Here is a 12,130-nt window from a genome sequence, read left to right on the forward strand (position 1 = left end):
GTTATCAGATACCTGTATGACGGGGCATACGATAACTCGAAAGGAGTACCATATGAATAAAGCTTTGATTGTAATTGATATTCAAAATGATATCACCAAAAATTATAAGGAGATCATTGATAATATCAACAGCGCTATCGACTGGGCGGTGGCGCATGAAATTCCGGTTGTTTATATACGGCATGAGAATTTATCACAGGGAACAAGAACCTTTAAGCCCAATACGCGTGGTTCTGAATTGGCCTGTGATTTAAAGATTGTATCCGATTGTATTTTCACAAAATACAAGGGGAATGCATTAACCAGTGAAGCATTTTCTGACTTTGTGCGCAAGCATGGAATTACTGATTTCTATTTAACCGGGGCGGATGCCTGCGCGTGTGTAAAATCAACCTGCTATAATTTGCTGAAGGATCACTATAAGGTCACGGTTCTGTCGGATTGTATCACAAGCTATGATAAAAGAAAGCTGGATGAAATGCTGCAATATTACGAGAAAAAAGGCAGTACGATTGCCACACTGCAGGAGCTGCAAAAAGAATAGGCAGATAAGTGCGGCTTTTCAGGAAGGATGTAATATATCTGTAAAAAGGTAGCGGACAATAGCTTCTATGTACATTGCCTCGCATGGGACAATAGTCATACAGCATACGGAGAGGGCATGAAGCCATTTTTGAGCTGCATCAGGCAAAGCGGGTCTAACAGTCTGAATTTTTAAAAAGCAACGAGAAAAGAAAACGCATCAATCAGGAGCACGTCTCTCATGTGATGCGTTTTTATTTCAGCTTAGCGGTAATGTCCCCTTAACACAGCCTGCTGCAGGATATGTTGTTCCATTGCTGCCAGCAGATGCTTCTTTCTCGCAGTAGGCGGCAGTGTCAGGACAGTATCCAGAACATATACGGTAAATTGATAGGTATGCGACCAGTGGAACGGCGGCTTTGGCCCTCTATAGGCATGCCTGCCATATCCAATCCCCTGTATTGCACCCGACAGGCTTGGCACCTGTGCCCCGCGGGGAATATTCCCCGGGATGATTGACATCACAGGAAGATTCCAGATTACCCAGTGATTATATGCCGGTATCGGATGATCCATATCATTCAGAATAACTGCCAGGGATACTGCCTCCTCGCAAAGTCCGTGCAGCACCAGCTCCGGCGATTGATCCGCGCCATATCCGGTATGTATAACAGGAATCAGCGCACCATCCGGAAAGCTGGGAGAAGATATTGTCAGTATTTGCATAAAAGACCTCCATTTTTAATGATATAAGGTTAACATAAACGCATTCTCAGTGCAACCGGTTGAATGACAGATGAACGAAGATTAAAAAGATTCCCCGAAGCAGCGTGCAATTGCTTGGGAATTGTTACATTTTATCTTGAAATATATGAAGGAACCCTCTAAAATAGAAGAGCTGTATAATTGAGGGAGGATTTATTTGTGCACAAAAACAGAGGAGAGTGATCTAACCACCTCGGATTTATCCTGGCAGCTGCCGGCTCGGCAGTAGGTCTGGGGAATATCTGGAAGTTTCCAGGAAAGCTTGGGGCAAACGGAGGCGGTTTGTTTCTGTTGATTTACATAGTGGTTGTAGCAGTGATCGGTCTGAGCATTATGCTGGCAGAGCTGGCGATTGGTAGAGCAACGCAGAAAAACGCTGTTGGAGCATTTCGCAAGCTGAATAAAAAGTGGATGTTTGCCGTTGTGATCGGCATGATCACCTTGTTTGTTATTTTATCCTATTACAGCATCGTTGGCGGCTGGATCATGAAATATATTGCCGTTTATTTCGGCGGTGCACATTTTTCAGGAGCTGCAACGCAGTATCAGGATTTCTTTACCGGCTTTATCACGGATTCGATAGAGCCAATTTTGTGGGGACTGCTGTTTCTTGGCTTGTGTATCTTCATTATTTTAAAGGGCGTTGCAGAGGGTATCGAGAAAATCAGTAAGGTTTTAATGCCAGCTCTCTTTCTTTTGCTGATTGCGACGGCGATTCGCTCGGTTACTTTGCCGGGCGCTATGGAAGGCGTGCGCTTCATGCTGCATATCGATTTCTCCGCCTTCCATACAGATATGCTGGTTGCGGCAGTAGGACAGGCCTTTTTCTCGCTCTCCGTGGGAATGGGCATCCTTATCACCTATGGCTCCTATGTGGGAAAGAAGGAAAATCTGATGAAAAGTGCGGTCTGGATTTGTGTGCTGGATACCCTGGTCGCCATTCTGGCAGCCTTTGCCATCATTCCGGCAGTCTTTGTGACCATGGGGGCTGAAGGACTTGGTATGGGTGGAGGATTTGCATTTATGGCACTGCCCAATGTGTTTGCTTCCATTCCCGGAGGTATTATCTTCGGGGCTGTCTTCTTCATTCTCTTGTTTCTGGCAGCATTGACAAGTGCCATCAGTATACTGGAGAGCATCATTGCCTGTATGAGTGAGGAATTTCATATCACGAGAAGAAAGGCTGTAGTCTGGCTGTTTCTGCCGCTCATGATTTTAGCCGCCGGCTATTCCCTGTCGCAGCTGGAGTCACGCGGATTGAACCTGCCCTGGTTTGATATGCGAAACGGGTTACAGCTGCTGCCCATGAATGCTGTGATGGAGAAATTTACAGATAATCTGATGATTCCGCTTGGTGCACTTTGCTTCTGTGTATTTACCGGATGGGTGTGGGGTGTCCAGAAAGCTACAGACGAATTCGAGAACGAAGGTACACTGCGGTTTCGCTGGAAAAGCTCTGGTCCCTTGCTATCCGCTATCTGGCACCGGCAGCGATTCTGATGATTCTCTATTTTACGATTTGTGAAGGAATGATTCTGTCCTGAAAATCAATTGCCTGTCTTAGTACAGGCTTTTTTTCTGCGAGTATTTAAATCAAATTTTCCTGGACAAACAGCATCTGCACAGCAGCACGGCATGGAGACTTATCAATATTTTTCAGCAAGGAGTGCAAAGTGATTGCTTACCTTATGGCAAAGAACATCCATACTGGAAATATTTAACCTCTATTTCCTGAAAACAAGGAATGTCGCTTTTGATAAATAGATGGTATAATTGAATACGAATTGTGAGTGCTGTATGGAAAAAATAAAATCAGTTTTACAGCAGGCCTTTGCAGTTGGCTGTCCCTGTGCGGTGCTGTACAGAAACTAAAATAGTAGAGAAATTCGTATTGTGATGGAAAGTGATTCTGCAGGGGTTATACAGGAGAATTCATCCTTTATTTTATATGTATTCCTCTGCCGGATGCTTATCAGGAGCTTACCACATGTTATTCACAGGAGGATATGGCGTGTAAGAAGAAGGTATTGCAGGGTGAACAAATCAAGGAAGTATTCTGCTGTTGATTGGAAAGGAGCGGCTATATGAAAAATAAACGTGTGCAAAAGCTGTCAGAACAAAAGCTGCTGCAGTATGGATGCAGTAAGGAAGGGATGACATACCGCTGTATCCGGAAGCTGAAGGCTCCGGATTTTTATGCGGTTATCACGTATGAAGGGCAGGAGCTGCATGCTGAAGTATACGATGCGCAGCTAAGGGAGCCCTATACACCATTTCACGTACCGGGGGCAAATGGCAGCTTTGTATCATCGATTCGTGAGGAGGTTGAGGAGCTGCTGGAGGACATGGTGCAGCAGTGTATCGATGGAAATCCATATCGTACGCGCATTCTGGATTATGTTGCTGAGCGTTATCAGAGCTATCCCCAATTTCCCTGGAAGAGTGCTCCGGAGCATGGAACCTTAAAGACAGCTAAGGGAAAGTGGTACGGTGTTATCATGCATATTCCCTATCGAAGTCTGGGTATTGATGTCGATGGTATGACGGATGTCTGTAACTTGAAAAATCGTCCGGAATTCATTCAGGAGTTGATCGATTATAAATGTTTTTATCCTGCGTATCATATGAATAAAACATACTGGTTTACGATTCTGCTTGATCAAAAGCTGTCCTGGAAGCAGCTTCAAAAGCTCATTGATGAAAGCTATCGGCTGGTGAGTGCTGGTAAATAGCGTTGGAATCAGTGAAAAAAGAGAAGTCATAGAAAAGGAGCTGTTATCAAATGGAATGGATGGAACGATTGAATGAGGCAATTGCATATATGGAGGAGCATATGCAGGAGGAAATCAGCTTTGAAGAGGTCGCAAAAATTGCGTGTACATCCTCCTATAATTTTCAGCGGATGTTCTCTTACATGACCGGTATCTCCCTGTCGGAGTACATACGCAGAAGAAGGATGAGTCTTGCAGCAGAGGAATTGCAGCAGGGGACGGATAAGATTATAGATATTGCATTGCGTTATCAATACGCATCTCCAACCGCTTTTAATCGGGCATTTCGCTCTGTCCATGGCATTGCACCATCTCAGGTGCGCAATGCCCAGGCTGCCGTAAAGCTGTATCCGCCGCTTCACTTTCAGCTTTCTATCGCAGGAAGCAGGGAATTGAATTACAGAATTGTAAAGAAGGATGCCTTTCGCGTTGTCGGAGTTTGCCATGAGCTGGAAAAGGAGCTGGAGAAAAATTATGAGGTGGTTCCCAATCTCTGGCGGACAGCGGCAGAAGATGGAACGATTGCAGACCTTTCTGCACATATCGACGCAAAGGAGCCAAGCGGTCTGTTGGGAATCAGTATGTGTCAGGACTTGAAGGACTGGAAGTTCTGGATTGGAGTGGTGAGCGAAGAACCGCTGAACGGATATGAAGAACTTCAGCTACCTAAGGCATCCTGGATCGTTTTCCAATGCGAAGGAACGCATGCGTCCATTCAGGAGCTGGAGCGCAGAATCTGGACGGAATGGTTTCCATCAACCGGCTATCAGTATGTAAACGGACCGGTGATGGAGGTCTATCTGGACCCTGATCCTAGCTCCTCAAGGCTTGAGATGTGGCTGATGATCACTGACATGTGAAAAGCACGCAGTATCGGACAGAGAAAGAGAGGATAGAAAGGACATAAATTTATATACTAATACCATACAAAGCAGGAGGAATCAAATATGAGCGAACCGTTTCATATCGTAGAAAGAGAAAGCTTTCGTGTTGCAGGCTATTGCATACATACGACAAATAAGAGAAAAGAAGGACAGATAGCAATACCACGGCAATGGGAGGAGCTTCAAACACAGGGACAGCAGAAGGAATTGATGTCCCATATGAATCAGGAGCCCTTTGGTCTGTTTGGTATCAGTGTTTATAATACAGCAGCAGATGACAGTCGTAAATTCGATCATTGGATTGCTGTTTCCAGCAATCATGCAGTTACAGGGGAGCTGGAAGAATATATCGTGCCCGCTGCAACCTGGGCAGTATTTCCCTGTACATTGGATACCATTGGAAAAACAGAGGTGCAGGCAATCATGAAATGGCTTCCGAAATCTGATTACAAGCCGCTGAATTCCGGATACATCACCGGAAGGATGAAAGCAAAGGCGCCGGATATCACATATTACGGAGAAAATGATCTGGTTGAGGTATGGGTGGCAGTGGAAAAGAGATAAAAAAACTGACAACTAACAGCTTATCGATGCATGAGGGATTCTTACTTTATGCATCTTTTTATTTAAGCCGGGGGGATGTTAGAGTGTTAGGAACGGTTAAGTCTATCATAATTCATACTAAAAATTTTCAATGATTGACGATGGTTTCAGCATCCGCTATAATCAAACCATAGAGAAGGCAGTCAAAGCATAATTAAACAAACAGATAAAAGCCAGTCATCTTCTTGTTACTTCTCATTGCAGCAATAGAATCACAGCGCTATTTGTCTGTTCAGGCTTTATATTGTGTTAAAATGAAGTGTGCGACAATTATGAAGATAAAACAGCCGATGTGATATGAAGGAGGTACTATGATGCATAAATTAGAAAAAAAGGTAATTCTGATCGATGTGGACGGAACGCTGGTGGATTATGAAAATCATCTTCCGCCTTCCGCAGTCAAAGCAATACGTATGGCCAGAGCACAAGGACATCTGGTTTATATCTGTACGGGTAGAAGCCGCAGCGAGGTGTATGACGAAATTTGGAATATCCGTCTGGATGGTATGATTGGTGCAAATGGCGGATATATTGAGCATCATGGGGAGGTATTGTTTCATGCACATTTAAAAAAAGAACAGTGCAGTGCAATCGTAGACTGGCTGCATAGCCGCAATCTGGAATTTTATCTGGAAAGCAATACGGGTTTGTATGCCAGTGAACATTTTGAAGAAGCGGGAGAACCCGTTATGCAGAAATATATGCAGCGCAAGGGAAACGGGCAGGAGAATATCCATATACGCGCACAGTATCCGGATATGGTGTTTGGAGAAAATCTGTATCGGGAGGATGTGAATAAAATCAGCTTTATTCTAAATTCCTATGCAGATGTGACTGCCGCAGCGCAATTCTTTCCGGATCTAAAAATCAGCACCTGGGGTGGCAAGGGAGAAACAGCTCTTTTTGGTGATATCGGAATACAGGATATTGACAAGGCAACAGCGATCTCTCTTCTGCTGAAGTATCTTCATATGGAACAAAAGGATACGATTGCTTTTGGAGATGCGGCGGTGGATATTCCTATGCTGGAATACTGCGCGTTGGGTATCGCAATGGCTAGTGGAGGTAAGGAAATTAAAGCCATGGCGGATGATATTACAGCTGCCGTGAATGAGGATGGATTATATAAGGCATTTTTAAAATACAATTTACTTTGATGCACTGATATTACAGAAAAGATACTGCACCTATCTGCTATCTGTTTGTTTGCACTGGAAACAAATCACTACAGTCTCTTCTGCAGACAAAAACAGAATGTCAATTTTTATACAGAGAGCTGCGGGTTTCATCTGTGTAGAAAAATAATGGATAGTGATATGGAAATGGCAAGCTTTTATAGAATTGATCCTTTGAGGTCTCCTCTTTCCGCGCGACGTTTGGCGGGAGTTGGAGCCTTTTTACGTCAGCGTGGGCAAATGCATTGACAGCACTCCTTTACATGCATATACTGTTATTAGTTAGATGGAGATAACTTTTAACATCAAAGGAGGAGTCACAAATGAAGCTTGTATTGATTCGTCACGGAGAGAGTGAATGGAATAAATTAAACCTGTTTACCGGGTGGACAGATGTTGATCTGAGTGAAAAAGGACATGAAGAGGCCAAAGCGGCAGGGAGACTGCTGAAGCAGGAGGGATTGGATTTTGATATCTGCTATACCTCCTATTTAAAAAGAGCTGTGCATACACTGGATCACATTCTGGATGAAATGGATCGCACATGGCTTCCTGTTGTAAAGTCCTGGAAGCTGAATGAGCGACATTACGGTGCTTTGCAGGGCTTAAATAAAGCGGAAACCGCTGAAAAATACGGAGAGGAGCAGGTCAGGGAGTGGCGGCGTTCCTACGATATCCTCCCACCGGCGCTGAACCAAAACGATGCGCGAAGTGCTGTTGCACAGAGTATGTATCGGGATGTGAATCCGAATGAGCTGCCGAGCAGTGAGAGCCTGGAAACGACGGTTGCACGAGTAGTGCCGTATTTCAACAAGGTCATTAAAAAGGATATGATGGCAGGAAAACGCGTCATCATCGCGGCACATGGAAATTCTCTGCGTGCATTGGTGAAATACTTTGATAAGCTCAGCGAGGAGGATATCGTAAATGTGAATATTCCAACAGGTGTTCCGCTCGTGTATGAATTTGATGCACAGGGCAATCCTTTGCACCATAGATACCTTGGTGATCCGCGGCTTTTAAAGCAGAAAATGGAGGCTGTTGCCAATCAGGGAAAAAAAGCAATCGGCGTGTAAAGGAAAACAACATGATCATATGCATAGGGAAAAGATATCCGCTTAATACCGTAGGGGTACAGAACCAATCATTTCATGTATGTCTTCTTTTTACAATTCACATCCCCTGCCCTCTGGTATAATAACTGCATTCACAGGGAGGTAGCTGTATGAAATACATGGGAAGCTTATATGCAGTAGATGATAAAGAACGCACGATCGCTTTTTATAAGGAGGTGTGCGGTCTGCGCGTGATACAGGATTTTGGTACAAACTTCACGATGACGGGAGGTATATCCTTTCAGACGAGAGAAAGCTGGAGTGGTTTTCTGGAGAAGCAGCCCTCGGATATTCATTACGGCGGCAATGATGCGGAGATTTATCTGGAATGTGAGGATCTGGACGCTTTTGTAAAGCTGTTAAACAGTCGAACGGATACCAAACTGCTTCATCCTGTAAAGGAGCATGACTGGGGACAAAGAGGCATTCGCTTTTACGATCCGGACATGCATATCATCGAAGTCAGTGAACCACTGCCTGTTGTCGTCAGCCGCTTCACACAGCAGGGGATGAGCCCCTCGCAGATATCTGAGAAAATGGGGTTGTCTGAACGCATGGTGAACCGCATGCTGAAAAGGCACGAAAAAAATTCATAATATGAAGGCTGTCCTGCGGCAGTCTTTTTTGCATAAGAAAATCAAAGCTCGTTCGAAAGCTCAGGATTGCGTATTGCTGATAACCCAAATGCAGGAAATAGAGCACAGGACATAGTGAATAGCTGAAAGAAAAAGGATACATAAACGCAGATACATAGGGGTCAGCTGCATGAGGGAAACAGAAGTGTATAAATAAATGAACGATGAAAATGACAAAAAAAGAAAACAAAAAGCCGATACCTGCAGGAAATATCACCTGCCGCACCGGCTTTTTCGTAACCTCTGTTACATAATCACAGGAATACAAGCGTTGGACCGCGGCAATCATTATCTGGCTAGAATATGCTTTTCCAGATACCAGGCTACACCGTCCTCTTCGTTGGAAATTGTCTGGGCGTCCGCATGGGCAAAGGTATCCATGGTGCCGTTGCTCATCCATACGCCGTGTCCGACTTCCTTTAACATTTCGTTGTCATTGCTTGTATCACCAAAGGCAAGCACCTCATCCATGGTAATCCCGATATCCGCACACAGGTGACGAAGCCCGCTGGCCTTATTCACCCGCTTATCCACGAATTCAAACAGGGTGGGATCGGAACGAAAGGCTGCACAGGTTGAAAGATTAAGCTTTCTTGCACGCTGTTCCACCATATCCATATCCTCCGGCTGACATTCCACAATCAGCTTCTGTCTAGGCTGATTACAGAGCGCATACAAATCTGTGATCTGTTCATCCTCGTGATATAAGGCAGCCTTTGCACGGGTTGCTTCAGTTCCCTTGTTCACATAGCGCTTTTCCTTTTCAAAAATCCAGAAGCGCACCGGCATATCCCGATATTGATCCATAATATGCTTTAACAGTTCTCCGTCTATGGTATAAAAGTTTTTCTGTGCATCCTTTGCTTTATCATAAATGCACCCGCCGTTCATACCGAGTACATAATCCACAAGCTCCTCCATTTCCCATTGCTTGATGAGGGAGAGAATCGGATACAGCGGCCTTCCACTGGCAATCGCAAAGGACATTCCCTGTTCCTTTGCTTTGCGAATGGCTTCCTTATTTATATTGCTTACAAACTTCTGCCCGTTTAACAGCGTTCCGTCCAAATCACTAACAATCAGTTTATATTTCATATCATCACCTGCGGGAATCATACCATAAAATAAGATAAAGGAAAAGATGACAAAGCAGGTCTATTGTTATATCCGCATGATGACTGTGTATTCTTTGTTATGTTCGGTTGACAAAATGCTACCCTGCATGGATAGCATTTCCTCCTGCATTCCTGTTTAGTATAGTCATACGATGAGGCGATGAGGATGAAGGATATCGTGATAACAAATGCAATGCAGGGAAACCTGAAATGGGCTTGATGCGTAAGCAATGCTTTTGTGCTCTTTACAAATCAAGAAGGATACATAATTTTTTTAAGTCAGAAATGAAATGACAATGCTTAAGGGAAATGATATAATGACAAAAATATAATTGAAAATGAGAGGAATTTAGAAATGAAATCAGTTTTACTAATAGGACAATCAAATATGGCAGGGCGTGGATTTTTAAACGAGGCTACGCCAATATATAATGAAAATATTTTCATGCTAAGAAATGGCAGATGGCAAATGATGGCAGAACCTATCCACTTTGACCGGTCAGTTTCCGGTGTTGGACCGGCGGCGTCATTTGCACAGGCATGGTGCAACGCAAATAAAAATGAACAAATCGGACTTATCCCTTGTGCGGAAGGAGGCAGTTCCATCGATGAATGGAATAAGGAAGGTGCTCTATTTCGCCATGCAGTCAGTGAGGCAAAATTCGCCATGGAAAACAGTGAGTTGATTGCAATTTTGTGGCATCAAGGAGAAAGCGACAGTCATAGCGGAAAATACAAAAATTATTATCAAAAACTTAATGTTTTAGTTAATTCGTTCAGAAAAGAACTGGAAGCTTTGGAAGTTCCGTTCATTGCTGGCGGTTTGGGAGATTATTTAGGTAAGTCTGGATTTGGAAGAAGCTGCGTAGAGTATGACTTGATTAACCAGGAATTACTCAAATACGCAGAATATAACAGAAATTGTTATTTTGTAACAGGGGAAAAATTATATCCTAATCCAGATGGTATCCATATCAATGCAGAGTCTCAGAGAATACTGGGTATTAGGTATTTCAAAGCTTACCAGACCAAATCAAATGTTGTAGAGCCATTAGATAATGAAGCGAACATGGTAAAGGAATTGTGTGAAAGAGAATACACTATAGCAGAAAAAAGATACATAACACTAGAACAATTTACATTAGGAAAAAGTTCCATGGAAGAAGTGTTGAAATTTTTAAAGTAGAGACATAACTTCCAGTTTATGTAGGAAATAAGCTGAAAACCTCACAAACCCACGATATGATCCGCCACGGAGGTGGCTGCAAGACATTAGATAAGCTGGCGTGAGGGGTGATTTCCTTTGTCGGTTCGGCGATTCCAGAAACAAAACGACTGAAACAGTTAAGCAGTCTTTGTGGTATTGGTGTAGAGTCTGCTGGGAGGAAACGTATAGCCAATTGCACAGCAGCCCTTTGATACTGCCAGTGATCTGATTGACTGGACTTCTGCCTGTTAATTGTTAAAGGATATGCGGTATCACAGCTATCTAAAAAAATGAGAAAATAAAGCAGGCAGGTAAAAGAAGGCGTTTCCTCTTTGAGATTGTCAAGGAACAAGCTTACATGCTATTTTATCTTTTGCTTTTCATGATGGTGTATCCTGTTCATTTTTGAATAAGGGGCAAACAGCAGCTATCAGCATTTTCAGGTTTGAAATACCGAAAAAGAAAAGAGCGATACTGATTTCTGATTCTAGTTGGATTGAACAGGCGGTGAAGGAATGAATTCAGCACTGTTTATGAAGGAATATATATAAAGGGAGGCTTATCGTGATGTGAAGAAACAATGTGGAAGGAAGGCGATAACATTATGAAACGGCTATGGGAAGCAGGTGCATTGTTGAATAAACGGTATTTTCTATTCATTATCCTACTGCATAGTGCTGTATGTGCGATCATCGTACAAAATGCCCTGGCTTTTGTCTTGAATCTCGGGCTTGCTTATTTAGTACGCGGTTTTCTGTCACTGCATTTCATCGTAAATGGTGTGGAGTCTTATAAACCAACGCGTAAAATTGGTCCCTTTTACATATTGGGTGATGATCATTATATTTTTTACGGTTATCCGTTTCGTCGCCGTATTTCTCCTGTAACCGGCTATCTTGTCAACTTTGGAATCGCGATTCTCCTATATCTGTTCTCCATGAGTCAGCTGCTTTTACGCAAATATGAGAATATCTGGCTGGCCTGTGCAACAGGTGTTTTACTGGGGACTGTCCTTGGCTTTTTAAAGATTTCAATGCAGGCAAATCATGCATATCAGGAAAATATGAAAACGGCCAAACAGATGTTTATGGAGCATTATGGTAATCTGAAAGAATTATCTAAAATTGAAAAATACCGTCAGCTGAATCCCTCCACCTATTATGAAACAAAATGGATGAAGGAAATGCTGCATACAGATCGTGAGGAGGGCAGGGAAGGTTAGCTTCTGCACACTGTCCTTTTTTTCTTAAGGCACTGGATGTGTGAAACATTATACTCTGCTTTTTATAAGAAGGTATTAAAAACGGTAAGCTGCTGTTTGGATTTCATAAAGATAAG

12 protein-coding genes are annotated in these 12,130 nt (G+C 43.3%); 10 read left to right on the forward strand and 2 right to left on the reverse strand.

Features of this window, described 5'->3' with window-relative positions; all coding sequences use genetic code 11:
• Positions 1-52: 52 nt before the first annotated feature.
• Entirely contained in the window at positions 53-544 is a 492-nt protein-coding gene (locus ACG3M1_RS09455; protein WP_008819518.1) for a cysteine hydrolase family protein, read from the forward strand.
• A 242-nt stretch (positions 545-786) separates the two neighbouring features.
• Here the strand turns inward: ACG3M1_RS09455 and ACG3M1_RS09460 are convergent, their stop codons facing one another.
• Positions 787-1,248 carry a YbhB/YbcL family Raf kinase inhibitor-like protein gene (locus ACG3M1_RS09460; RefSeq protein ID WP_008819517.1) on the reverse strand — a complete coding sequence of 154 codons (462 nt, stop codon included), beginning with the start codon at positions 1,246-1,248 and terminating at the stop codon, positions 787-789.
• A 279-nt stretch (positions 1,249-1,527) separates the two neighbouring features.
• Between ACG3M1_RS09460 and ACG3M1_RS09465 the strand changes: the two genes are divergently transcribed.
• The 7 genes from ACG3M1_RS09465 (at position 1,528) to ACG3M1_RS09495 (ending at position 8,431) form a co-directional block, all read left to right on the forward strand.
• Positions 1,528-2,787, forward strand: coding sequence for a sodium-dependent transporter (locus tag ACG3M1_RS09465; RefSeq protein WP_242409170.1), 1,260 nt, complete (start codon positions 1,528-1,530; stop codon positions 2,785-2,787).
• A 584-nt stretch (positions 2,788-3,371) separates the two neighbouring features.
• On the forward strand, positions 3,372-4,019 hold the full coding sequence (locus tag ACG3M1_RS09470; RefSeq protein ID WP_008819515.1) for an MmcQ/YjbR family DNA-binding protein: 648 nt from the start codon (positions 3,372-3,374) through the stop codon (positions 4,017-4,019).
• Positions 4,020-4,069: 50 nt separating this feature from the next.
• Positions 4,070-4,918: an AraC family transcriptional regulator gene (locus ACG3M1_RS09475; protein ID WP_009269361.1), complete on the forward strand. Its 849-nt coding sequence runs from the start codon at positions 4,070-4,072 to the stop codon at positions 4,916-4,918.
• Between the two features lie 87 nt (positions 4,919-5,005).
• A complete protein-coding gene (locus tag ACG3M1_RS09480; RefSeq protein WP_065531044.1) occupies positions 5,006-5,506 on the forward strand; it encodes a GyrI-like domain-containing protein in 501 nt (166 codons plus the stop codon).
• Between the two features lie 353 nt (positions 5,507-5,859).
• A complete protein-coding gene (locus tag ACG3M1_RS09485) occupies positions 5,860-6,702 on the forward strand; it encodes a Cof-type HAD-IIB family hydrolase (protein WP_009269360.1) in 843 nt (280 codons plus the stop codon).
• 341 nt (positions 6,703-7,043) lie between these two features.
• Complete coding sequence (gpmA, locus tag ACG3M1_RS09490) at positions 7,044-7,796, forward strand: 2,3-diphosphoglycerate-dependent phosphoglycerate mutase (RefSeq protein WP_002608517.1); 753 nt, start codon at positions 7,044-7,046, stop codon at positions 7,794-7,796.
• Positions 7,797-7,945: 149 nt separating this feature from the next.
• Positions 7,946-8,431: a VOC family protein gene (locus ACG3M1_RS09495; protein ID WP_002608518.1), complete on the forward strand. Its 486-nt coding sequence runs from the start codon at positions 7,946-7,948 to the stop codon at positions 8,429-8,431.
• A 327-nt stretch (positions 8,432-8,758) separates the two neighbouring features.
• On the opposite strand, the gene ACG3M1_RS09500 is transcribed toward ACG3M1_RS09495, so the two are convergent.
• Positions 8,759-9,565 carry a Cof-type HAD-IIB family hydrolase gene (locus tag ACG3M1_RS09500; RefSeq protein WP_009269356.1) on the reverse strand — a complete coding sequence of 269 codons (807 nt, stop codon included), beginning with the start codon at positions 9,563-9,565 and terminating at the stop codon, positions 8,759-8,761.
• Positions 9,566-9,940: 375 nt separating this feature from the next.
• Between ACG3M1_RS09500 and ACG3M1_RS09505 the strand changes: the two genes are divergently transcribed.
• Positions 9,941-10,771 (forward strand): sialate O-acetylesterase, encoded by an 831-nt coding sequence (locus ACG3M1_RS09505; protein ID WP_009269355.1) that lies wholly within the window; start codon positions 9,941-9,943, stop codon positions 10,769-10,771.
• Positions 10,772-11,396: 625 nt separating this feature from the next.
• Positions 11,397-12,014, forward strand: coding sequence for a hypothetical protein (locus tag ACG3M1_RS09510; RefSeq protein WP_065532445.1), 618 nt, complete (start codon positions 11,397-11,399; stop codon positions 12,012-12,014).
• Positions 12,015-12,130: the final 116 nt, after the last annotated feature.

The sequence above is a fragment of the Clostridium sp. 10cd* genome, assembly GCF_044336395.1.
Classification (GTDB): domain Bacteria; phylum Bacillota_I; class Bacilli_A; order Erysipelotrichales; family Erysipelotrichaceae; genus Clostridium_AQ; species Clostridium_AQ innocuum.